The following is a 23,325-nucleotide window of genomic DNA, read 5'->3' on the forward strand; positions in this document are numbered from 1 at the left end:
TGCGGCTCAGCGGTCAACCGCGCTCTGGCGGCACCGACGACAGTTCAAAAGGACTGCTGCTGCGCCGCTGGTTGCGGTCTTCCCGCGGCGTGGCGCCGAAGAAGTTGCGATAGGCGCTGGAGAAATGCGGCCCCGACGAGAATCCGCACGACAGGCCGATCTGGATGATCGATTTGCTGGTTTGCATCAACATCTGCCGGGCCTTGTTCAGGCGCAGTTCCAGGTAGTACTGGCTCGGCACGCGGTTGAGGTATTGCTTGAAGATCCGCTCCAGCTGGCGACGGGACACGCACACATGCTGGGCGATTTCGTCGGTGGTCAGCGGCTCTTCGATGTTGGCTTCCATCAGCAGCACCGCCTGGGTGAGCTTCGGGTGGCTGGAGCCGAGACGGTTCTGCAACGGAATGCGCTGACGCTCGCCGCCTTCGCGGATGCGTTCGACCACCAGTTCTTCGGAAACTGCACCGGCCAGTTCCGCACCGTGATCACGGGCCAGCACCGCCAGCAACAGATCGAGCACCGACATGCCGCCGCATGCGGTCAGGCGATCGCGATCCCAATCGAACAGATGACTGGTGGCGATGACTTTCGGGAAGCGTTCGGCGAAATCGTCCTGCCAGCGCCAGTGCACTGCGGCGCGGTAGCCGTCGAGCAGACCGAGTTGCGCCAGCGGGTACACACCGGCCGACAGTCCGCCGATCACACAACCGGCACGCACCAATTGCTTGAGCGCGCTGCTGAGTGCCGGCGCCAACGTGGTCGGTGGCTCATCGGCGAGCAGGAACAGTTTCTGGAAGTTTTCGAGCTTGCCGGCCCAAGGTTCGCCGGGCAGTTGCCATTCACCTTCAGCCGGTGCTTCGGCCTGCAGGAACGACAGCTCGTAAACCACGTCCGGATGCACACGCTGGGCAACACGCAAGGCCTCCTCCGCCAGCGCCAAAGTCAGAGCTTTAGTGCTGGGCCAAATCAGGAAACCAATTCGATGGGCAGTCATGGGCGGGCGATCCGAAGCGAATAACGGTGATGAAGGCAAGGGCCAATGCTAGCCCGAAAATGAACACAAATCGCGAAACCAGCAAAGATCAATTGTGGGAGCTGGCTTGCCAGCGATAGCGGTGTGTCTGTCCCAGAAATGCGATCTGGCAGGACGCCATCGCTGGCAAGCCAGCTCCCACAGGAATCGAGACCGGCCTCAAGGCTGCGAAGCATGCACTATCTCGGTGCGCAACGGCAGCCCTGATTACTTGAGGCTGCCCGAGAGGAATTGTTGCAAACGTTCCGATTGCGGATTGACCAGCACTTCACGCGGGTTACCGCTTTCTTCCACGACGCCTTTGTGCAGGAACACCAGCTGGTTCGACACTTCACGGGCGAAGCCCATTTCGTGGGTCACCACCACCATGGTCCGGCCTTCCTGAGCGAGGGCCTGCATGACTTTCAGCACGTCGCCGACCAGTTCCGGGTCGAGGGCCGAAGTCGGCTCGTCGAACAGCATCACTTCCGGTTCCATCGCCAGCGCACGGGCGATTGCCACACGCTGTTGTTCGCCACCAGACATGTGCCCCGGGAACGCATCCTTACGATGAGCCACGCCGACCTTGTTCAGGTAGTGCTCGGCTTTCTCGCGGGCTTCGGCCTTGGACACACCCAGCACGTGAACCGGCGCTTCCATGATGTTTTCCAGCGCGGTCATGTGCGACCACAGGTTGAAGTGCTGGAACACCATCGACAGGCGCGAACGCATGCGTTGCAGCTGTTTCGGATCAGCGGCTTTCAGCGCGCCGTCCTTGTTCGCTACCAGTTTCAGCTCTTCGTTGTTGAGCAGGATCTTGCCCGCGTGCGGCTGCTCGAGCAGGTTGATGCAGCGCAGGAAAGTACTTTTGCCGGAGCCACTGGAGCCGATGATGCTGATCACATCGCCGGCGGCCGCTTTCAGGGAAACGCCCTTGAGCACTTCGTGACTGCCATAGCGTTTATGCAGGTCTTGGACTTCAAGTTTGTACATGCGGTCGGTTCTCACAAAAACAGTCAGTCGTTGAGCAAAGGGCCGTCGCGCAGCGCATCGCGCCCCGCCACTTTGGCCAGCCAGAAACCGGGTTGGGCGTAACGCAGCCGCTCAATGGCAAACAGCACCCCGGACGTACCAGCACAGACCGTGCTGACCCGATCCGACAGCGGATCGATCACTTCGAAAATCTTGTCACCGGCTTCAACCCACTCGCCGGGCTTGCGCAGAAAACTCACCACACCGGGATGCGGCGGCAGGAGCATTTCGGTGCCTTCGAACGGCATGCCTTCGCATGGTTCGTGCGCCGCGCTCGGCCACTCGCCACGGATCAGGCCCTGCTCGGCGAGGAACGCCAGAATGCCTTCAGCCCAGGCTTCGGCCTGCGCCGGCGTGGTGTCAGCCTGACCGCCGAGTTCGACGGTGGTTGCCAGGCACGCCAGTGGAATTTGCGCGTCCGGGAACAGACGCGACAGACGCAGCCACGGCAGCGAACAGGCTTCATCGAACGAGCTGCCGCCGGAATCTTCCGCCAGCAGGCCGACCTTCACGTCCAGGTGCGCAGCGAGCGAACGCCACTGCGGCCAGTGCTGCGGCAACGCGTACATGTGCAGCGCGGCTTCACAGTCGCAATGCAGATCCAGCACCACATCGGCGGTGGCGGCGTGTTGCAGCAGGATGCGCTGCATGCCTTGCAACTGGCTACTCGCTTCAGGCAATTCGGCCAGATGGTCGGCCATCGCCTGACGGATCAGACGGATGTTGGCGTGCGGATCATCACCGAGTTGTCCTTCCAGCCTGGCGGCCACGGGGGCGCTGAGCTCGACGAAATCACGGTTGAAATTCTTGCCGCTGCCGGCCTCGAAACGGCCCTGATGGTTGCCTTGCAGCAACTGGCCAAGACCCAGCGGGTTGGCCACTGGCACCAGCTCGATGACGCCGTTGAGCAGGCCCTTGGCTTCGAGTTCGCCGAGGCGTTTTTTCAGTTCCCAAGCGGTGCGCATGCCGGGCAGTTCGTCAGCATGGAGGCTGGCCTGGATGTAGGCCTTGCGCCCACCACTGCGCTCTCTATTTCCAAAGCTGAACACCGAAATCCGGCGCTCGCTGCCCAGGTGGCTCCACGGCAGAACGTGGTCGATGCGTTCCATATCAGTGCTTCCGCGGGGCCAGGTAGCTCAGCCAGCGACGCTCGGCCAGCTTGAACAGGCGCACCAGAATGAAGGTCAGGCACAGGTAGAACACGCCGGCGGTGATGTACGCCTCGAACGGCAGGTAGAACTGCGCGTTGACGGTGCGGGCCGCGCCGGTGATGTCGATCAGGGTCACGATGGACGCCAGACTGGTGGTCTGCAGCATCATGATCACTTCGTTGCTGTACTGCGGCAGCGCCCGGCGCAGGGCCGATGGCAGCAGGATGCGCTTGTACATCTTGACGCGCGACATGCCCATGGCCTTGGCCGCTTCGATCTCGCCGTTCGGCGTGGCCTTCAGGCTGCCGGCGATGATTTCGGCGGTGTAGGCGCTGGTGTTGATCGCGAACGCCAGGCACGCACAGAACGTTGCGCTGGACAGCCACGGCCAGAGGAAGCTCTCGCGCACCGCTTCGAACTGGGCCAGACCGTAGTAGATCAGGAACAGTTGAACCAGCATCGGCGTGCCGCGAATCACGTAGGTGTAGAGCCAGGCTGCGCCATTGACCACAGCGTTCTTGGATACGCGCATCAGCCCCAGCGGCAGGGCCGCGAGCAGACCGAAGAACAGCGACAGCGCGAGCAACTTGAGGGTCGTGACCAGACCGCCGAAGTACAGCGGCAGGGCCTCCCAAATGACGTTGTAGTCGAAGATCATAGATCAGCCGCCCTTACGCCTACCGAGTAGCGCTTCTCAAGGTGACGCAGCGCCAGCAACGAGACACTGGTGATCACCAGGTACATCGCCGCCACTGCGAGGAAGAAGGTGAAAGGCTCGCGGGTGGCGTCGGCCGCCTGCTTGGCCTTGAACATCATGTCTTGCAGACCGACCACGGAAATCAGCGCGGTGGCCTTGGTCAACACCAGCCAGTTGTTGGTGAAGCCCGGAATCGCCAGACGAATCATCTGCGGCACCAGCACCCGGAAGAACACCTGGAAGCTGCTCATGCCGTACGCCATGCCCGCTTCGGCCTGACCTTTGGGGATCGCCATGAACGCGCCGCGGAAAGTTTCCGACAGATACGCACCGAAGATGAAACCGAGGGTGCCGATACCGGCGGCCAGCGGGTTCAGGTCGATGTAGTCGTCATAGCCGAGCATCGGTGCGACGCGGTTGAGCAGGTCCTGACCGCCGTAGAAGATCAGCAGGATCAGCACCAGGTCGGGAATCCCGCGAATCACCGTGGAATACAGATCGCCCAGCCACGCCAGCCAGCGCACCGGCGACAGGCGCAACGCGACGCCGATCAGCCCGAGAACGATGGCCAGGGCCATGGACGACAAGGCGAGCTGAAGCGTCAGCCAAGCGCCATCGAGGATGACAGCCCCGTAGCCTTTCAACATGATTCAGGTCCTCGAAAGTTGGGATGAAAAAATGGCGCAAACCGCAGAGATCCTGTTGCTTGCGCCATTTCGGACGGGTCGAGCGACGTCTTTACTTGCCGTAAATGTCGAAGTCGAAGTACTTGTCCTGGATTGCCTTGTACTTGCCGTTCTCGCGGATGGCCGCGATGGCGGTGTTGATCTTGTCTTTCAGGGCGTCGCCCTTGCGTACCGCAATGCCTACGCCGTCGCCGAAGTATTTGACGTCGGTGAACGCCGGGCCCACGAACGCGAAGCCTTTGCCGGCGTCGGTTTTCAGGAAGCCGTCATTCAACAGCGTAGCGTCCGCCACGGTGCCGTCGAGGCGGCCGGCGGCCACGTCGAGATAGATTTCGTTCTGCGAACCGTAAGGCTTGATCTCGGCACCCAGCGGGGCCAGGACTTCGCGGGCGAAACGCTCGTGGATCGAACCACGTTGCACGCCGATGTTCTTGCCCTTCAGCTCAGCCAGACCTTCGCTGACCTGAGTACCTTCCTTCATCACCAGGCGGGCCGGGGTGTTGTAGTACTTGTTGGTGAAGTCCACGGACTTCTTGCGATCTTCAGTGATCGACATGGACGACAGGATCGCGTCGATCTTGCGCACTTTCAGTGCCGGGATCAGACCGTCGAACTCTTGCTCGACCCACTGGCACTTGACCTTCATTTCTTCGCACAGCGCGTTGCCGATGTCGTAGTCGAAACCGACGATGCTGCCGTCCGGCGCTTTGGAGGCGAATGGAGGGTAAGCCGCTTCGATACCGATTTTCAGAGGCTTTTCATCGGCGAATGTCGGCAGGGACAGCACGGACAGTGCCAGGGCGCCAAGCAGCACAAGTTTCTTCATCTTGGGACTCCATCGGTAAAGGGCAAAAACGGCAGAGTGAGCGACAGCCCAATATGCGAATGGGTGTAACGAAATCGGTTGCTGCGTGCGTGGGACAATTCCAGTCAAAACCGCGAAGGCTTCAACGCAAGCCACGACGAGCGAGTGATCGGCATTCTAACGACAGGCCCGAAGCCGATATTTCTTCAATGCGACAACTAATTACAGATGCACCGAGAAACCCGCTTGAGCACATTGACAGCCCTGCAATTTCATGCAAGAGCGAAAGACAGTGAACCGATCTATGCTGCAAATTGCGGGCCTATTATTCGCAAACCCTTCTAATCCGGCAAGCGCGGGGTTATGTCTTATTTTTCACCGGGTGTTTTGAGGCTCTAAAACGGGGCGATGCGTTTCTCATTGCCCCGTTGCGGAGCAGGCGGTTACACATTCGGTTACTTGAAGGCGGACGGGTAACAGTGGGAATGGGCTGACGGAGCAATTCGATAATTATTGGCTGCTGATTTTTTGTTCCATCAGAGGGTTGCAGCTTTGCATGACAAACCGCTTTCGCTGGCAAGCCAGCTCCCACAGGTTTTGTGGTGTGCTGGAGGTTGCGGGAGCAACGGAGATCCCTGTGGGAGCTGGCTTGCCAGCGAAGGGGCCAGCACTAACAACCCATAAACTCCAGACAACAAAAAGCCCCGCCCGGCGCAATGCCGGACGGGGCTTTTCAGCCTTCAGACCCGCCGCTTACGCGACGTTCATGGTCTTGTGCGTATCGATCAGATGCTGCACCACACCCGGATCCGCCAGGGTGGAGATGTCGCCCAGGCCTTCGTATTCAGCGGTAGCGATCTTGCGCAGGATGCGGCGCATGATCTTGCCCGAACGGGTCTTCGGCAGCCCTGGCGCCCACTGGATCACGTCCGGCGAAGCGATCGGCCCGATCTCCTTGCGCACCCAGTTTTTCAGTTCCAGACGCAGTTGCTCGCTCGGCTCTTCGCCGTTCTTCAGGGTGACGTAGACATAAATGCCCTGCCCCTTGATGTCGTGCGGCACACCGACCACCGCCGCTTCGGCGACTTTCGGGTGAGCGACCATCGCGCTTTCGATCTCGGCGGTACCCATGCGGTGGCCGGACACGTTGAGCACGTCGTCCACGCGACCGGTGATCCAGTAGTAACCGTCGGCATCGCGACGAGCACCGTCACCAGTGAAATACATGCCACGGAAAGTCTTGAAGTAGGTGTCGACGAAACGGTCGTGATCGCCGTACAGGGTGCGCGCCTGACCTGGCCACGAATCGAGAATCACCAGATTGCCCTCGGCCTCGCCTTCGATGATGTTACCGAGATTGTCCACCAGCGCCGGCACCACACCGAAGAACGGACGTGCGGCCGAACCAGGCTTGAGCGCATGAGCACCCGGCAGCGGGCTCATCATGTTGCCGCCGGTTTCGGTCTGCCACCAGGTGTCGACGATCGGGCAACGGGACTTGCCGACGTTCTTGTAGTACCAGTCCCAGGCTTCCGGGTTGATCGGCTCGCCGACCGAACCGAGCAGACGCAGGCTGCTGCCGTCCGCACCTTCAACAGCGGCGGTGCCGGAGGCCATCATCGCGCGGATCGCGGTCGGTGCGGTGTAGAGGATGTTGACCTTGTGCTTGTCGACGATCTTCGCCACCCGGGTGATGTCCGGATAGTTCGGCACGCCTTCGAACAGCAGCGTGGTCGCGCCGTTGGCCAGCGGGCCGTAGACGATGTAGGAGTGACCGGTGACCCAGCCGACGTCGGCGGTGCACCAGTAGATTTCACCCGGACGGTAGTCGAACACGCGCTCGTGAGTCATGGCCGCGTACAACAGGTAACCGCCAGTGGTGTGCTGCACGCCCTTCGGCTTGCCGGTAGAGCCGGAGGTATAAAGGATGAACAGTGCTTCTTCGGCGCCCATCTCTTTCGGCGCGCAGACCGTGCCCGCCACTTTCATCAGGTCTTCGTACCAGATGTCGCGATGCTGGTTCCACTTGATGTCGCCGCCGGTGCGCTTGCACACGATGACTTTCTGGATGCTGCTGGTTTCCGGGTTGGTCAGGGCGTCGTCGACGTTGGCCTTGAGGGAAATCTTCTTGCCGGCACGGATGCCTTCGTCAGCGGTGATCACCACTTTCGAGCGGCAGTCGATGATGCGACCGGCCAGGGCTTCCGGCGAGAAACCGCCGAACACCACCGAGTGAATCGCGCCGATTCGGGTGCAGGCCAGCATGGCGACCACGGCTTCGGGGATCATCGGCATATAAATGGTCACCACGTCGCCGCGGTGTACGTCCTGGCCACGCAGGGCGTTGGCGAGCTTGCACACTTGTTCGTGCAGCTCGCGGTAGGTGATGTTGCGGCTTTCGGAAGGGTCGTCGCCTTCCCAGATGATGGCGACCTGATCGCCGCGCTCGGCCAGATGGCGGTCGAGGCAGTTGTAGGAAACGTTCAGGGTGCCGTCGGCAAACCACTTGATGTCGACATGGTGATCGTCGAACGAAGTCTGTTTCACCGTGGTGAAAGGCTTGATCCAGTCGAGGCGCTTGGCTTGTTCACGCCAGAAGCCGTCAGGGTTGACGACCGACTGTTGGTACATGGCTTTGTAGGTCGCCTCGTCGGTCAGCGTATTGGCCAGAACCTCGGGACGAACGGGATACAGGGAAGCCGCACTCATCTTTCCTACCTCGGTGTAATAGTTGTTTTTGTATGACCCTGTTGTAGCCGGGGCGCCCGTATAGAACCATTCGACGATGGTAGTAACAAGCCCCTACAAAACATCCAGATACACCGGAGGCACGCTGCCAATACCTTGCCGAAATGCTTCGCAGCCCTTGTGGGAGCTGGCTTGCCAGCGATTCAGGCGACGCGGTCTTTCAGGAAAGCCAAAGCATTACCAACACGATATCCAGCGATTGTTACCAAATCTGCCAAAGGTGTTTATCAAAACCGGGTCTGTTTACCCCTGCCCCGCCTCCCTAAAATTCACCTCGCCAACAAGGCAAAGCGATTAACAAGGTTACAGCCCCCACGAAGGCTGTTAATCCAGTTCTGAAGTAACAAAGCAAAACGATGAAGTTCCACACGCAACCCCAAAAAGGTTGCGTGACCCCACTCGACCTCAAGAAGGTAAATGTCAAATGAAAGCTTTATTGGTTCTGGCCCTCAGCAGTCTGTGCGCAACCGCCATGGCAGACGAGGTTCCGACTGATGTCGCACAGCAACAACCAGCCATCGAGGAATACACTTACTCCACTCACCTGGACATCGCCAAAGTTGTATCGATGAGCGAAGTTCCGAATGTCTGCGAAGTTGTTCCGGCGAAAATGGAGTACGACGACTCCAAAGGTCAGCGTCACATCCTGCGTTACAGCATCATGGGCAACGGCTGCACCAATTGATGCGTTGAGACTGCACCGAATCGGATCACTCAGCGCTACATCGAGGGTCGATTCCAGCCCGGCTTCGGTCGGGCTCAGTTGTGTTTGAAGCGGCGCAAAAGGGTTGCAAAACACAAGATATAGTGAAAAAAGCGGTTTTTTGCTCGTTTTTTGAGCAATCAATCACACGCCAAAAAATTAATGAAAAAAAATTCTCCGGGGCCAATCCCGGCGAAAGCCCTGTAAACCCTCGCTCCGATCGAAATCACCCGCGCGCTCGACCGCCCTGCGCTGTTTCGCCCTCCCCCACGCCCGTGTTTTTTTCCCTATAATGCCGCCCTAATCGGGTCAGCAATATTCCCTTACAGGGATCAAAGCCATTCTGAAGCCCCGCAGCAGCGACAACGCTGACCTGCGCCCGTCAGAGGCTCTCGGAAACCCGTAAAAATTTTCTGTTTATTGCCTGCGTAGCACCGCTGCAAAAAACGACATCCAACGCGGCCTGTACGGCCGTGTGAAAAACCAACCAATCAGTTTTCACACGGGCACAGGCCCTCACGCAGGAGACGACACGTCATGCTGAGCTGGGACGAATTCGACAAAGAAGACAGTGAAGTAGCAGCAGTGAAAGGCGCCAACGCCGGCCACGCTAGCGAAGCCAACATGGACCGCCTCGACAGCGCCGGCGGTGCCGCCGCCCTCGAAGCCCGCGCCGTGACCGCCGAAGACTCGGCCGCCGTGGCCCGCGCCAAGGCTGCACTGGATTCCCTCGACGTCGCCGAAGGCCTCGCCGAACTCGAAGGCTCCGCCGCCCGTGTCGCCGTTGACGAAAAGCGCATGATCAACTGCCGCGCCGACCTCAACCAGCTCGTGCCATTCAAGTACGACTGGGCCTGGCAGAAATACCTGGACGGCTGCGCAAACCACTGGATGCCGCAAGAAGTCAACATGACCGCCGACATCGCCCTCTGGAAAAACCCGGAAGGCCTGACCGACGACGAGCGCCGCATCGTGATGCGCAACCTCGGCTTCTTCTCCACTGCCGACTCCCTGGTTGCCAACAACCTGGCCCTGGCCGTGTACCGCCTGATCACCAACCCGGAATGCCGCCAGTACATCCTGCGCCAGGCGTTCGAAGAGGCGATCCACACCCACGCCTACCAGTACTGCATCGAATCGCTGGGCATGGATGAAGGCGAGATCTTCAACATGTACCACGAGATCCCATCGGTCGCGAAAAAAGCCGCCTGGGGCCTGAAATACACCCGCGCCATCTCCGACCCGGAATTCAACACCGGCACCGTCGAAACCGACAAGGAACTGCTGCGCAACCTGATCGCCTACTACTGCGTTCTGGAAGGCATCTTCTTCTACTGCGGCTTCACCCAGATCCTCTCCATGGGCCGCCGCAACAAAATGACCGGCGTCGCCGAGCAGTTCCAGTACATCCTGCGCGACGAATCCATGCACCTGAACTTCGGCATCGACGTGATCAACCAGATCAAAATCGAAAACCCACACCTGTGGGACGCCGAAATGAAGGAAGAAGCTTCGCAGATGATCCTGCAAGGCACCCAGCTGGAAATCGAATACGCCCGCGACACCATGCCTCGTGGCGTACTGGGCATGAACGCAGCGATGATGGAGGACTACCTGAAGTTCATCGCTAACCGTCGTCTGTCGCAGATCGGCCTTAAAGAAGAATATCCAGGGACTACCAACCCGTTCCCTTGGATGAGCGAGATCATGGACTTGAAGAAAGAGAAGAATTTCTTTGAGACTCGTGTGATCGAATACCAAACTGGTGGTGCGCTTAGCTGGGACTAATGGTCTCGCTCGCCACGATTTGACGATTGCTGCTTGAGTCGTCGAATTGAGAAAGCAAAAAGCCCCGATTTGATCGGGGCTTTTTATTGGCAGCGAATTATCTTCCCAATGGGTTAGCTAATGCTTGTCGTCGGCAACGGCGCTTTTGTAATGGCCCCCATCTAAATCAACCTTCAATTACTTCTAATCGCTGCTTCAGTCTTTCATTCACCGCCACTCCGTGCACCCCAGAATGAATCTCCCGGTGACAACTTGGACACACGGCCGCCACATACCGTGGGTGGTCTAACCCACCATCGGAGACTCGGTTTACGTGATGCGGTTCCAAGTAAGGTGTGCCGTCCTTTTTCGTGAAAGGAGCCGGCCGCTCACAGCTCTCGCATGCGCCTTTGGCACGCATCAGCACATAGTGCGCAACCTTCCGGCTGCGCTGATAGATCTTACGGGGACCGGATTGTTTTAAATCATCACTCCCTGGCTTGCATGCCGCCAATGCAACCAAACGCGCAGCGGCCAAAGAGTCCGGGAAGTCAGCCTCTTCCTCATTCTCCACTTCAGACTCAATCATTTCACTCGGAAAACCAACAGGAACTAGCCGAAAAACAATCGCCGTTCGAGTCTCGCCTTTCACATCCAATTGGTTACGTTTAAACATGTCGGCGCAAGAAAACTCACCCTCGTAAACGTAGCCTTTTCCTTTGCCGAGGGACCTAAACATGTGCAGAGCTCGACCATCCTCGGCATGCCGAGCAATGGCTCGGTTTCCGCGAGTCAATGTCATTGGACCTTGCTGTCCTTCTCCGGTGTATAGATAAGCGCCGTCCTCCCATCCGTCGCTGTAGCCGTATTGCTCTCCGCTATCGCCCGTGAACAAAAAAATCACGGGGTAGGTGGAAGACGCTGCAATTCCGCTTTGTCGACTTCCACCGAACGGTCCGTTGATCTCAGTTCTTCGGTCGTAAACCGCATTATGTGTGAACTGCAATAGAGGTTGAGCTTCCCCACGCGGTAACTCCACAACTGTGAAGCCTCGCTTTTCTAGGTAGCTGTTGGTCGGATGCCCCCCGGAAAAATCTCCGACAGCAAGACCGGTCGCTAATGAGACGATTTTCTTCGCAGGATAGAGCTCACCGCCTACGTTAATGGCATAACGGTGGGCTTGGTTACTTTCCCAACTTTGCCATTCACGCCTGCCCCGAAATTTATGATCAAATTCCAGCATCGCTTTGCTTATTCGTTCCTTCGATACTGCTTTGATCACCACGGATGCTGCCCTTTTTCGACTTTAGCTGTAGGAAAATTCCTATACTCACCAAAGTGCGAAAGGGTTTCAATGCGTAACAGAGCAAAACGCCACTATTTATAGCTTTCAGGTGCGCCATAACTCGCCTCCCGCTATTAATACCCCTCCCCCACTCAAGGACCCGAGCCCCACCATGAAATTCGATCTCGCTTACTGCCTCAGCCTCGACGACAAGTTGTCGATCTATGACGTTCGCGATCTCAATTTCGATGAGACGGTGGCGTTCGATTCTGCGAAGGAGCATTTCCAGTGCCCCAACGACGCCTGTCGTTCGGCGTTCGATGCTTCCAACGAATTGGGTACGTTCAACGCCAAGAATGTGAATTACGTGCGCACGCCGCACTTCAAGAATCTGCCCGGTACGCAGCATGTGGCGGGTTGTCCGTATGTGAGTGTGAAAACGTCGGCGTCAGGGGTTGAGGCGGCGGATGGGGAAACGGATGACGGGCGGGAGGAGCATTTCCCGTCGGAGTTGTTGCTGACGCGCCGTGAGTATGTGCGCAAGCCTGCCGCGCCAGCGGGGGTGGCGGATGTGTTGCGGGATGATCCGGTGCGAGTGGCGACTAATCCCTCAAAAGAATCGCCGAGTCGTGAGACGGCGCCCGACAAGACCAGCGTCTTCGCTCACCCCGTGGAGTGTTTTGTGTCGAACTTCGCGGACAAGGATTTGCTCAAGCGCATGCCGTTGAAGATTGGCGAACACACGGCGCCGTACAGTTCGTTCTTCAAGAAGATTGAGTATTTGATGGACAACAAGGGGCTGATTTACTGGGGCCGGATCAAGAAGATCGAGGACTTTCACAGCGCCAGTTTCCGGATCGATTTCGAGGACAAGGTCTGGTTCAAGAAGCCGGAGGACAGCAAGAAGAAGCCTTATCCGGTCAGTGTCTATCTCAACAAAAAGCTGATCGACAACTACCGCAAGCGCAAGGCGTTTCTGGAAGAGATCAAGCACGCGATCGACAGCGACAAGGAGTTGTTCTGCTTCTTTTATGGCGTGACGCCGGAGTTGAAGCAGGTGCCGGGCAAGAAGAACCCCGAAAAGCCTTTCGAGGTTTTCAATGCCAATATCGAGAACCTGGATCACTTCATCATTCGTGAAGCGCCGGGTCTGGCGTGATGGTCAGCCCTGGGGCAGTTGCAGTTTGACGGCGCCGGGGTGTTGTTTGATGAGGGAATACGGCAGGACTGACCAGTCTGGTCTATCGCAAGAACGTTGTACGCGGGCGAAATAGGCGCCCAGGTACAAACCTTTCGCAGTGAAGTACCACGGCGAAGAACCCCAAACGCTTTCTTCCGTGAAGTCGCAATCATCATCTTGCGTCGGTTTCTTCATTTCTGCGGGGTACAGGGCGGTGAATTGCTTGATCAGCCAAGGCACCAGCTCTTTGTTTTCATACTGATAACGCGCGTCACTTTCGGCTTGGCTCAAGGGTTTGTCACCCAGACTGTCTCGTTCGGCATGCAGAAGTGGCTTGCCCTCACCTACCCACAACACATCTTCGAGTGACAACGGATGGCCTGTTCTTACATCAATGTTAAGGGGTGAATCACCGAAGTCCGGATGCGCGCCACCACAGTAATAACTGGTCGAGATGTTCAGGCTGACCACGGCTGGAGAAATCATTTTGGGGTCTGCGTTCTGCATGAAGTCGACGTTTTCCCCACCCTGCAGCTGGCAACCGTGATAACGAATGACTTCATTCCACAATCGTCCAAGCAACTGCTGGTTAACCCGTTGCAGATCATCTTTTGGCAGACCGGACTCTACGCTGAACAACGAAATCTTCGACTCGGGCTCTGTCCACCATTGCAGGGTGTAACCCATGAAGTCTTGTTTCTTCAGCGGTTTGAGCTTGAGTCCCTGTAGTCGCAAATATTCATACGGCTCACCGTTTGGCAGCGCGGCGATGAAGGGCAGCGTAGAAGTTGTCGGCGCTGGAAGCCTGGCCTCGGAAAGTTGCACTGAAAGCTTCTTGCCCTTCGGACTTTGCCACTCGCCCTGCCAGCCAGTGGCAGTTTCTTCCAGTTTCAAAGTTGGCAGTGGCTTGTCGTCGCTGTAGCGATTGTTGCCTTCGACCAGCGTCAGGGTGCCGTCCTGCAATGACCCGCTGAGGGGCAGGTCCCGATGGTATTTTTCGTAGAAGTAACGACCGGTCACTTCATCCGGGTTCTGGGTATTGATCTCGACCACAATCGGCGTCTTGCCCAGCGTGCCGGTGAACACGCGCCGGACATCTTCGGCATGGGCGGTGGAAATGAGTGTGAACAACGCCACGGCATATGGCGCCAGGCGCAACAGTCCCTTGAGCATGGATCGATCCCTGAGTGAGTCGGAGGTCGCGCCGGGACGTGGGTGCCGGCGCTGGAAAAATCGGGGCGGATTATGGCGGGGGTTGTTTAAGTAATCGAGTTTTGTCGGTTGTATTCCTTCAGCCAGGCTTCGTGCTCAGCTGCTGCGATCTCCCGATACACTTGCTTGCGCCGGTCCTTGGCCGCTTGAACTTCGTCCTCATCCAGAGCGCAATAACGACGAAGCCAATGAACGGTCATCTCCTCATCCGGGTAGTAATAACCCTTTGTGCCCTTACTGTTTCTCGGGGTGTCGTTCATCTGCGCGTCGAACACCATGGCTGCGACTTCATCAGGCGGTAAACAACCGGTTCCTGCGGCCTTGTCCTGGAAGACCCAGGCAATTTCATCGATGTGTTTTTGTGCGCTGCGATGGCTGCGGCGATAGAACTGCTGCGGTCGACACATCCACTGGAATCGCTCAATCAACGGTTCGATATCAATCCACTCGGAGAGCCCGTGATGGGTTGCATGAAGCATTACACCGTTGAACCAGCGATCAGCGAATTGCCCCACAAATGCATCCAGATCGGCCTTTTTCATGTCGGCGAAAACCATGCAATAGCGAGTCTTGATATGCATGGCGAACAGTACATGCTTTCGTTGCACAGTGATCGCATGCACCAGCCACTGTTCGATACCACTGTCCATCTCATCATCTTCGACGGTTGATGATGGCGGGGCGAAATCCACCGGGGTGATATTTTTGCCCTGGTGGACACGACTGAAGAACTTACTGGCGGCTTCGGTGCAATTGAAGATCAGCATCCTTGATCTCTAATAAATACTGGAAGTGGTCGATTGATGGACTGTCGACTTGCGAACTACCTCGCCGACATTCCCAACATCACAATAACCAACAATCCAATATAAACCCAAGCATGCACCCGATCCGGTATCCGTCCGATCCACGGCGTGGCCAGTCGAATCCCCAGCATCGAGCCCAGCGTCAGCACCGCAAACGCCAGCAGATCCACATATCCGACAAACCATGACCCGAGGTCTGTCTCGCTAAATCCAGCCATCACCATGTAGGTCAGCGTCCCCGCCAGCGCCACGGGCACGCTCAGCGGATTGGCCATGGACGTCGCCTGCGACATGCTCAACCCGCAACGCCGCAATAACGGCACGGTCATGACGCTTCCTCCTACACCGAGGAAGGTTGCGATGGCGCCGATGCCTACACCGCCGCCAGAAGTTTCCACCGTTCCCAGTCGCCGTGGGATGACGCCTTCGGATTGCGTAAGAAATCCGCGTCGCAGCAGGCAATCGACAATCGTCACGCCGAGGTAGGCGATGAAGGCATAACGAATGACTTCGCCGCTGACCCACACCGCGGCAATTGCGCCGACGACCGCGCCCAATCCGATGAATCCGCCCAAGGGCCACAGGTAATCACGGATGAGGTTGCCGGCGCGGCGGTGTTTGTCGGTTGCGACCAGTGCGTTGACGATCATCACGCAGGTCGAGGTGGCGACGGCGATGTGCATGGCGGATTGGCTAATCGGGTCGTCGGCGCCGTGGCTCGCGGTGAGCATGCGATACAGCAGCGGCACGACGACGAAGCCGCCGCCGAAGCCGAAGAGCACGGCAGTGACGCCGGTCAGGCAGCCGAAAAGTGTCAGCAGAAGGTAGAACATGGCGCGTCGTCCGTTGGTTGGGAGCGGTCGACGATAGAGCCGCAGCGCTTGGCCTGCTTCAGCAAGTCAGCCAATAATGTTTGCGTTTACGCCAACTGCTGGGTGCCGCTCGATGCGCAATGTTTCGATCAATCTGCTGGATGACACGCCGCGCCCGGTGGTGGCGATCGGTACGGATTATTCCCACGGCTATCTGTTGCCTCGTCATACACATCGGCGGGCGCAATTGTTGTACGGCGCGACTGGGGTGATGCAGGTCAGCACGCATGATGGCAACTGGGTGGTGCCGCCGCAGCGGGCGGTGTGGATTCCGCCGGGGGTGGCGCATGAGGTGTTGATGCTGGGGGTCAGCACGCGCAGTTTGTATATCGAACCGGGGGCGGTGGATCTGGGCGAACGTTGTCAGGTGATCAGTGTGTCGCCGTTGATACGGCATTTGCTGATGGAAGCCGTGGAGTTGCCGCTGACCTATGACCTGACCGGGCGCGACGGAGTGCTGATCGATCTGTTGCTGCATGAATTGGTGCGCAGTGCACCGTTACCGTTGCATATCCCGCTGCCGTCTGACGGAAGACTGCTCGAATTGTGTCAGACCTTTCTGCATCAGCCGAATGCTCACCAATCACCCCAGCATTGGGCCGATCAGCTGCACGTAAGCTTACGCACCTTCAACAGACTGTTTCGTCAGCAGACCGGCCTGAGTTTCAGTCAATGGCGCCAGCGCGCCTGCGTGGTATTGGCGCTGGCACGCCTGGCGGCGGGTGAAGCAGTGACGCGGATTGCCCTGGATTTCGGCTATGACAGCCCGGCGGCGTTCTCGACGATGTTCCGCCGGATCCTCGGTCAGGCACCGTCCGTCTGGTTGAAGGCGGCGAACTAGGGCAAATCAAAAAATGCGTTTGATCCCGGCCGAAAACAACTGTACAAAAACACAGTACATTTCCATCAGCACTCTCGAGCCCGGAGCACACCATGGCCTCTTCAGCGATGAACCTCATCCTCGAACGTATCGCCCTTTTCCAGTTCACCCCGACCCATTGCGTCCAGGCCAGAGGAATGTTGGGCTGGAGCGTTGAACAGTTGTCGCGAGAGGCCAAGGTTTCAGTAGACGACATTCAGCGATTCGAAGCGCAGCAGGACGTGGCGGATGCGGTGCGGCTGGCGTTGACCTATCGGTTTGAGGCGCAGGGGTTGGTGTTCTTCCCGGGGTTTGCGCCGGGTCGTGGGGGGAATGTCGGAGGTGCGATGCCCACGTCGGTTGATCGCGAAACTTATGCAATGACTGATTGAAAAGACCCGTTGAGGTCGGCCCACACGCGGAAGGAACTCGAAATTGATTGGAATCGAAGAAAGTAGAGGGAACATCTACGAGGATCTAGAGATACCAAACGCCAATGAGATGAGGATCAAATCACAGCTTTCCTCAAAGATCGGTGAAATCATCAAAGCGCGTCATCTCACTCAATCTCAAGCTTCTGAAATCTTGGGGTTATCAAAACCCAAGCTATCCGAAATGCTGAGAGGAAAATTCCGCGGCATCAGTGAGGCCAAGATGATGGAATGCCTTTCCCACCTCGGCCGAGATGTGCAGATTGTGGTCAAACCGGCCCCCCCGCTCTCGCAAAGAGGGCCGAATTGAGGTGGTGTTCGCTTGATACGGCAGTGCTTGAAATAGTCGAAGACAACGCACTGCCAACAGGGTGTTTACTCCTTGAACCCCGGATGACGCAATTCCATCGAAGCCTGTTCGTAGCTGTACGCCATGGCAAACAACTGTGGCTCGCTCCACTGCTGGCCGTAGAAGGTCACGGAGGTCGGCGTGGCGTCATCGCTCATGCCCGAGGGCAAGGTGATTGCCGGGTAGCCTGCGGTGGCGGCGGAGAACTGGGAAAAGCCGTCCGCTTCGGCGAACAGTGCATCCAGATTGTGCTCACGCACCTGCTCATCGATAGCGTCTTTGAAGTTCTGACTGATAGTAGCAAGCAGTGTGCTCGACTCTTGGCGGGAAAGCGCCGATGCGTTGATGGCCTCAAGCGTCTGCTGGCCGAATGAATCGTCAACGGGGTTGGCTTGGTTGAAATCTATCAGTGCCTGCAAGGAGTCAATCGGCAAGCCTTGGCGGCTGGCGAGATATTCGGGCAGCTCATGCTTCATCGCGCCCATCAGACCGTTAATGTAGTCATCGATGTCCGGCAGACGCACAGTCAGCGGGACCAGCGTAGCGCCTTGCTCTTCCAGCGTGGCCATTGCAGCAAGCATCTCCAGACTCGGGTTCAGTACCGTAGCGTGGGATCCGGTGTATGCAACCGGATAACCGATCCGTTTGCCTTGCAGCGCTTCACTGGAGAGCAATGCGGTGTAGTCGACGCCAGTGGGCGCGTCGGCAGTGGCACTGTCAGAGGCATCAACGCCTTGCATGACGTTGAACAACAGCGCGGCATCCCGCACGGTTCGGGTCATTGTGCCCGGCGTGTCTTGCAAGCGGGTGATAGGCACGATGCCGGAGCGGCTGAACAATCCGAGCGTCGGTTTGACGCCAACCACACCATTGGCCGACGCTGGGCAACTGATCGAGCCGTTGGTTTCAGTTCCCAGAGCCAGTGGAGCGAGCCCTGCGGCAACCGCTGCCGCCGAACCTGAACTGGAACCACAAGTACTTTCGCTGAGGACATGAGGATTTTTCCCCTGACCACCGCGCCCGCTCCACCCCAAGGGCAGTGACAAGTCCCGCATCCCCGACCACTCGCTCATGTTGGCCTTGCCCAGCAGGATGGCGCCGGCATCGCGCAGTTGTTTAACCGTGAACGCATCTTGAGCCGCCGGTTGCCCGACCATGGCCAGTGAGCCTGCACTGGTTTGCATGTTGTCGGCGGTATTGAAGTTGTCTTTCAGCAGCACGGGAATACCGTGCAGCGGCCCACGGATCTTGCCTTGCGCACGCTCTTCGTCCATCGCGGCTGCGATGTCGAGAGCCTGGGAATTCATTTCGATAATGGCATTGAGGGTCGGACCTTGCTTGTCCAGATCCGCAATGCGTGTGATGAAGTGCTGAACCAGCGCGACTGAAGTCAGTTCGTTGCTGACCATCATTGCACTCAGCTCGCTGGCGCTTGCGTACTCAAGGGGTGCGCTGGAGGGCGCCGCGAAGGCGCCGCTGCTGGTGAGCGAAAGCAGGAAGGCCTGCGCGAGCGCATTCTGTCTGCCCTTAAAGCGGAATTTCATTTTCTAATCCTTGTTTAAGCCAATCACGAGTGAGTCATTTCACTCGCGACCAAGCCTACCGAAGCCGCAGGAATCGGCTGTCAGCAACAAGAACCAGTACCGGTAGGAAAACTCACCCAGCCTTGTAGCCGCTACAAGCAATGCTCCCTTTTTCTGACATCTCTTGTTCCATTTCCAACCACCACGCGTCCCCACGCTGCGGTTGCATCAGGTTAAAAGCCTCGCCCATTCTCGGCGTGGTGATCGACACGCTGCGTTCCCATGCCAGCGCAAGAATGCGGTCGAACGGCTCATGCCAGGCGTGCATCGCCAGATCGAACGTGCCGTTGTGGATCGGAAACAGCCAGCGGCCCTTGAGGTCGAGGTGAGCCTGCAACGTTTCTTCAGGTTGCATGTGCACGTGAGGCCACTCGACGTTGTAGGCGCCGGTTTCCATCAGCGTCAGGTCGAACGGTCCGTACTCTTCACCAATGCGTTTAAAACCGTCGAAGTAGCCGCTGTCGCCGCTGAAGAAGATGCGTTTGTCACCGTCGATGATGACCCAGGATGCCCACAGCGTCTGGTTGCTATCGAACAGGCCCCGCCCGGAAAAGTGCTGCGACGGGGTGGCGATGAAGCGGATGCCGGCGACTTCGGTGCCCTGCCACCAGTCGAACTGGCGGATCTTGCTGCCATCGATGCCCCATTTGATCAGGGTGTCACCGACGCCCAGCGGGGTCAGGAACACGTTGACCTTGTCCGCCAGTTTCAGCACCGCTTCATAGTCGAGGTGGTCGTAGTGGTTATGCGACAGGATCACCGCTTCGATCGGCGGTAATTCATCGATGCTGATCGGTGGCTGGTGAAAGCGTTTCGGCCCGGCCCATTGCACCGGCGAGGCGCGCTCGGCAAACACCGGATCGGTTATCCAGAATTTGTCTTGCAGCTTGAGCAGCAAGGTCGAATGGCCGAGGCGATAAACACTGTGGTTGGGAGCCGCGATCAGGTCGGCGCGGGTCATTGGCTGCACTGGGATGGCCGACGCAGGACGGGTGTTGCGCGGCTTGTGGAAGATCATGTTCCACATGATGCGCAGCATCTTGCGCAATCCTTCGCGCTGCACCGGCGCGTGGTTGCGGAAAGTCCCTTCGGCCTGGCGCGAAGCTTCAGGTGCTGGACTAACCGCGGGAGAATTTGATTTGGCCATGACTGAATGACTCCGGAAACACCGCGCAATTCACGGCTTTCCACGGTGGGACGATAAATGGCCAAGGCACGCACGCATCAGCCGGACATCGGGTTTTAGATTGCACCGATTAACGCAACATTACACTGACCGGTGTACTTTCTAGGTTGCATCAAACCCGATGACAAGTAAACTGCCGAGTGTAACTTCACCCTTTTTCTGCCGAATCGAATTTATGACAGCTCCTCAGCGCCTCACTGACCGTAAACGCGAAGCCATCATCCAGGCTGCGATCACCGAATTTCGTACCAACGGTTTCGAGGTCACCAGCATGGACAAGATCGCGGCCACGGCGGGGGTGTCAAAGCGTACGGTGTACAACCATTTTCCGAGCAAGGAAGAGCTGTTCGCCGAAATTCTCAACCAGTTGTGGGCACGGATCAGCACCGAGCAAACCGTCTCGTATCAGCCCGATCAGCCATTGCGCGATCAATTGCGAACCATGCTGCTGGCCAAACTGCAAATGATGGCGGACGACAATTTCATGAATCTGGCCCGTGTCGCCATCGCGGCGGCGATCCATTCGCCAGAGCGCGCGCAGAACATGGTGGCGCGCATGGGCGAACGTGAGGAAAGCGTGACTGTGTGGATTCGCGCCGCCCAGGCGGATGGTCGATTGAAACCGGTCGATCCGGCGTTCGCCGCCCATCAAGTGCAAGGGCTGCTGAAAACCTTTGCCTTCTGGCCACAGATCTCCCTGGGCCAACCCTCGCTCGACAGCACTACGCAAAATGCCGTGGTCGACTCTGCACTCGATATGTTCCTGACCTGCTATCAGCTCTAGCTCAGGCCTGCGCCATGGTAAATGGCTCACAAGGACACTGAATTTTCCCGCTGGAATAAATGACAATGTCTGTCATTGGCCGATGAACGGTCTGTCTGCAGAATTACACTGCAAAGTGTTTCAGAATGAATCTGGCGTAGAACATCATGGAAAACCAACGCGGCAAAGGTTTGTCATTCGCCAGGCGCATTTACTTGCCGCGGGCCATCGGATTAGGCATCGGCTTCTTCAGTGTGGGTGCCGCGCTGTATCCGTTGAACATGCCGTCCTGGCTCTGGGCCGTGTTGCTGTTTAACGGCTTTCTCTGGCCGCATGTGGCCTATCAATGGTCGACCCGCTCGGCCTTTCCGTATCGCGCCGAACGTCGCAACCTGCTCTATGATTCGGTATTCGGTGGTTTCTGGACCGCCTGTTTCCAGTTCAATCCGCTGACCACCGTGACCATTCTGTCGATGATGACCATGAACAACGTGGCCGCCGGTGGCGTGCGCCTGTTCTGGCTGGGCGCCCTCGCCCAGGTGATCGGCGTGCTGCTGGGCTGGTCAGTGTTCGGCGTCCATTTCACCCTGACGGCTACACAGACTCAGGTCTTGGCCTGCCTGCCAATGCTGACCCTTTATCCGCTGGCTTTGGGAATGGTTTGCTACCGGTTGGCGATCAAACTCGCCGAACACAAACGCACCCTGAGCGCCCTGAGCCGTACCGACAGCCTGACCGGACTGCTCAACCACGGCGCCTGGAAAGACCTGCTGCACCTCAAGTTCCAACAGTGCCGGCAGCACAATTCCCAAGCCATCCTGGCGCTGATCGACATCGATCATTTCAAGTCGATCAACGACAGTTACGGGCACATCGTCGGCGACGCGGTGCTGCGGCAGTTAAGCCATGAGCTGAAATTCGTACTCGACGAAAGCAAGCTGGCCGGGCGTTACGGTGGCGATGAATTCTGCGTGATCCTGCCCAACCTGCCCCTGAGCAAGGCTGAAGCGCTGATGGAGCAACTGCGTCAGGCACTGGATCGATACCGCCATCCCGACGTTTCCGAGCTGCGGGTCAGCCTGAGTATCGGGCTTGCTCGCTATCAAACCTCTTACGCCGACGCCCTTGAGTGGTTCGAAGATTCCGACAAGGCGTTGTACACGGCCAAGCACACGGGACGTAACACAATCAGCGTAGCGTTGAGCCGATCACCCGCCTGAAAAAACTTGTACAAAATTGAGAAAAATCGATTTCTTGTACAAGTTTATAAAGTTTTGTATAAGTTAATCCGCCAGCCAGGATGCTGGCACACTGCTTCCAGCCATCGAGCTATCTGGCTGGCTGACGCGGAAACAGGGACCCCACCTTCAGCCCTATTTCCAGAGTGCCACGAGCATGATTTTCAATCGTCACAAGACCGCCCTCGTCGATCTTCAAAACACCATCAACCAACAAGCCGGCCTGTTGGAAGCGATCAACCGCTCCATGGCAGTGATCGAATTCGATGTCGACGGTGTCGTTCTGCGCGCCAACGACAACTTCCTGAAAACCATGGGTTACACCCGCGAACAGGTGGTCGGGCAGCCTCATCGCCATTTCTGTTCTCCAGAGTTTGCCCGTGGCAATCAGTACACCGAATTATGGTCGCGATTGAAAAGCGGCCAATTCCAGTCCGGCACCTTTGAACGCATCGACAGTCAGGGCCGACCGATCTGGCTCGAAGCCAGCTATAACCCGATCAAGGATGACTCGGGCCGCGTAGTGAAAGTGGTCAAGTACGCCATGGATGTCACCGCGAAAGTGCAGCAGGAAAGCGAAGCCAATGCGAAATTGCAGGCGATCGACCGCGCCATGGCGGTGATCGAATTCGATCTCGACGGCAATATTCTCACCGCCAATCAGAATTTCCTGACGCGCATGGGTTACACCCTTGCCGAACTCAAAGGCAAACATCACCGCTTGTTCTGCCCCGCGCAACTGGTCAACAGCAGCGCCTACCAGGATTTCTGGCGCCGGTTGAATCAGGGCGAACTGTTTCAGGGCCAGTTCGAACGCGTCGACAAACGTGGTCAGACCGTATGGCTTGAAGCCAATTACAACCCGGTCTACGACGCCGCCGGCCGCTTGTGCAAAGTGGTGAAGTTCGCGTCGGACGTGACCGCCCGGGTCGAACAGCACGAGCAGGATGCGCGCAGTGC

At 57.7% G+C, this 23,325-nt stretch carries 20 protein-coding genes and 2 pseudogenes; 9 read left to right on the forward strand and 13 right to left on the reverse strand.

The window, feature by feature from the left end; translation table 11 throughout:
• Positions 1-13 precede the first annotated feature (13 nt).
• The 7 genes from argR to acs all read right to left on the reverse strand — a co-directional run bounded on the left by argR (position 14) and on the right by acs (position 8,092).
• A complete protein-coding gene (gene argR / locus AWU82_RS01870; RefSeq protein WP_011335538.1) occupies positions 14-994 on the reverse strand; it encodes a transcriptional regulator ArgR in 981 nt (326 codons plus the stop codon).
• A gap of 246 nt (positions 995-1,240) precedes the next feature.
• Entirely contained in the window at positions 1,241-2,005 is a 765-nt protein-coding gene (locus AWU82_RS01875; RefSeq protein ID WP_003227281.1) for an ABC transporter ATP-binding protein, read from the reverse strand.
• Between the two features lie 23 nt (positions 2,006-2,028).
• The gene (locus tag AWU82_RS01880; RefSeq protein ID WP_011335539.1) at positions 2,029-3,153 is read right to left on the reverse strand and encodes a succinylglutamate desuccinylase/aspartoacylase family protein; all 1,125 of its coding nucleotides are present in this window, start codon (positions 3,151-3,153) and stop codon (positions 2,029-2,031) included.
• A 1-nt stretch (position 3,154) separates the two neighbouring features.
• A complete protein-coding gene (locus tag AWU82_RS01885; RefSeq protein WP_011335540.1) occupies positions 3,155-3,853 on the reverse strand; it encodes an ABC transporter permease in 699 nt (232 codons plus the stop codon).
• On the reverse strand, positions 3,850-4,539 hold the full coding sequence (locus tag AWU82_RS01890; protein WP_007951063.1) for an ABC transporter permease: 690 nt from the start codon (positions 4,537-4,539) through the stop codon (positions 3,850-3,852). Before AWU82_RS01890 ends, AWU82_RS01885 begins: the two co-directional genes overlap by 4 nt.
• Positions 4,540-4,630: 91 nt before the next feature.
• Positions 4,631-5,404 (reverse strand): L-arginine-binding protein AotJ, encoded by a 774-nt coding sequence (aotJ, locus tag AWU82_RS01895; RefSeq protein WP_064383630.1) that lies wholly within the window; start codon positions 5,402-5,404, stop codon positions 4,631-4,633.
• 732 nt (positions 5,405-6,136) lie between these two features.
• On the reverse strand, positions 6,137-8,092 hold the full coding sequence (gene acs, locus AWU82_RS01900; RefSeq protein ID WP_007951065.1) for an acetate--CoA ligase: 1,956 nt from the start codon (positions 8,090-8,092) through the stop codon (positions 6,137-6,139).
• Positions 8,093-8,555: 463 nt separating this feature from the next.
• On the opposite strand from acs, the gene AWU82_RS01905 reads away from it, so the two are divergent.
• Positions 8,556-8,816, forward strand: coding sequence for a DUF2790 domain-containing protein (locus AWU82_RS01905; protein WP_011335542.1), 261 nt, complete (start codon positions 8,556-8,558; stop codon positions 8,814-8,816).
• Positions 8,817-9,371: 555 nt separating this feature from the next.
• Positions 9,372-10,622 carry a ribonucleotide-diphosphate reductase subunit beta gene (locus AWU82_RS01910; RefSeq protein WP_007951068.1) on the forward strand — a complete coding sequence of 417 codons (1,251 nt, stop codon included), beginning with the start codon at positions 9,372-9,374 and terminating at the stop codon, positions 10,620-10,622.
• Positions 10,623-10,788: 166 nt separating this feature from the next.
• On the opposite strand, the gene AWU82_RS01915 is transcribed toward AWU82_RS01910, so the two are convergent.
• Positions 10,789-11,886, reverse strand: coding sequence for an HNH endonuclease (locus AWU82_RS01915; RefSeq protein WP_064383633.1), 1,098 nt, complete (start codon positions 11,884-11,886; stop codon positions 10,789-10,791).
• A gap of 172 nt (positions 11,887-12,058) precedes the next feature.
• Here AWU82_RS01915 and AWU82_RS01920 point away from each other — a divergent pair, with 172 nt between their 5' ends.
• Positions 12,059-13,045, forward strand: coding sequence for a hypothetical protein (locus AWU82_RS01920; RefSeq protein WP_064383635.1), 987 nt, complete (start codon positions 12,059-12,061; stop codon positions 13,043-13,045).
• A 3-nt stretch (positions 13,046-13,048) separates the two neighbouring features.
• Here the strand turns inward: AWU82_RS01920 and AWU82_RS01925 are convergent, their stop codons facing one another.
• From AWU82_RS01925 to AWU82_RS01935, 3 genes are all read right to left on the reverse strand, one after another.
• On the reverse strand, positions 13,049-14,239 hold the full coding sequence (locus tag AWU82_RS01925) for a hypothetical protein (RefSeq protein ID WP_064383636.1): 1,191 nt from the start codon (positions 14,237-14,239) through the stop codon (positions 13,049-13,051).
• 86 nt (positions 14,240-14,325) lie between these two features.
• Positions 14,326-15,045: a DUF6933 domain-containing protein gene (locus AWU82_RS01930; protein ID WP_064383638.1), complete on the reverse strand. Its 720-nt coding sequence runs from the start codon at positions 15,043-15,045 to the stop codon at positions 14,326-14,328.
• 56 nt (positions 15,046-15,101) lie between these two features.
• The gene (locus tag AWU82_RS01935; protein WP_064383640.1) at positions 15,102-15,917 is read right to left on the reverse strand and encodes a sulfite exporter TauE/SafE family protein; all 816 of its coding nucleotides are present in this window, start codon (positions 15,915-15,917) and stop codon (positions 15,102-15,104) included.
• A 112-nt stretch (positions 15,918-16,029) separates the two neighbouring features.
• Here AWU82_RS01935 and AWU82_RS01940 point away from each other — a divergent pair, with 112 nt between their 5' ends.
• From AWU82_RS01940 to AWU82_RS01950, 3 genes and pseudogenes are all read left to right on the forward strand, one after another.
• On the forward strand, positions 16,030-16,797 hold the full coding sequence (locus tag AWU82_RS01940) for an AraC family transcriptional regulator (RefSeq protein ID WP_064383642.1): 768 nt from the start codon (positions 16,030-16,032) through the stop codon (positions 16,795-16,797).
• Between the two features lie 92 nt (positions 16,798-16,889).
• Positions 16,890-17,207 carry a helix-turn-helix domain-containing protein gene (locus tag AWU82_RS01945; protein WP_064383644.1) on the forward strand — a complete coding sequence of 106 codons (318 nt, stop codon included), beginning with the start codon at positions 16,890-16,892 and terminating at the stop codon, positions 17,205-17,207.
• Positions 17,208-17,250: 43 nt separating this feature from the next.
• A pseudogene (locus tag AWU82_RS01950) lies at positions 17,251-17,572 on the forward strand (XRE family transcriptional regulator).
• Between the two features lie 49 nt (positions 17,573-17,621).
• Here the strand turns inward: AWU82_RS01950 and AWU82_RS01955 are convergent.
• Complete coding sequence (locus AWU82_RS01955) at positions 17,622-19,139, reverse strand: amidase family protein (RefSeq protein ID WP_064383645.1); 1,518 nt, start codon at positions 19,137-19,139, stop codon at positions 17,622-17,624.
• A 112-nt stretch (positions 19,140-19,251) separates the two neighbouring features.
• Positions 19,252-20,325, reverse strand: coding sequence for an MBL fold metallo-hydrolase (locus AWU82_RS01960; RefSeq protein ID WP_064383648.1), 1,074 nt, complete (start codon positions 20,323-20,325; stop codon positions 19,252-19,254).
• A gap of 214 nt (positions 20,326-20,539) precedes the next feature.
• On the opposite strand from AWU82_RS01960, the gene AWU82_RS01965 reads away from it, so the two are divergent.
• From AWU82_RS01965 to AWU82_RS29445, 3 genes and pseudogenes are all read left to right on the forward strand, one after another.
• Positions 20,540-21,148, forward strand: coding sequence for a TetR/AcrR family transcriptional regulator (locus AWU82_RS01965; RefSeq protein WP_064383649.1), 609 nt, complete (start codon positions 20,540-20,542; stop codon positions 21,146-21,148).
• A gap of 146 nt (positions 21,149-21,294) precedes the next feature.
• Positions 21,295-22,347 (forward strand): diguanylate cyclase, encoded by a 1,053-nt coding sequence (locus AWU82_RS01970; RefSeq protein WP_064383652.1) that lies wholly within the window; start codon positions 21,295-21,297, stop codon positions 22,345-22,347.
• Between the two features lie 265 nt (positions 22,348-22,612).
• Positions 22,613-23,248 (forward strand): annotated as a pseudogene (locus AWU82_RS29445) (PAS domain-containing protein); the annotation flags it as partial.
• Positions 23,249-23,325 lie beyond the last annotated feature (77 nt).

The organism is Pseudomonas glycinae, from assembly GCF_001594225.2.
GTDB lineage: Bacteria > Pseudomonadota > Gammaproteobacteria > Pseudomonadales > Pseudomonadaceae > Aquipseudomonas > Aquipseudomonas glycinae.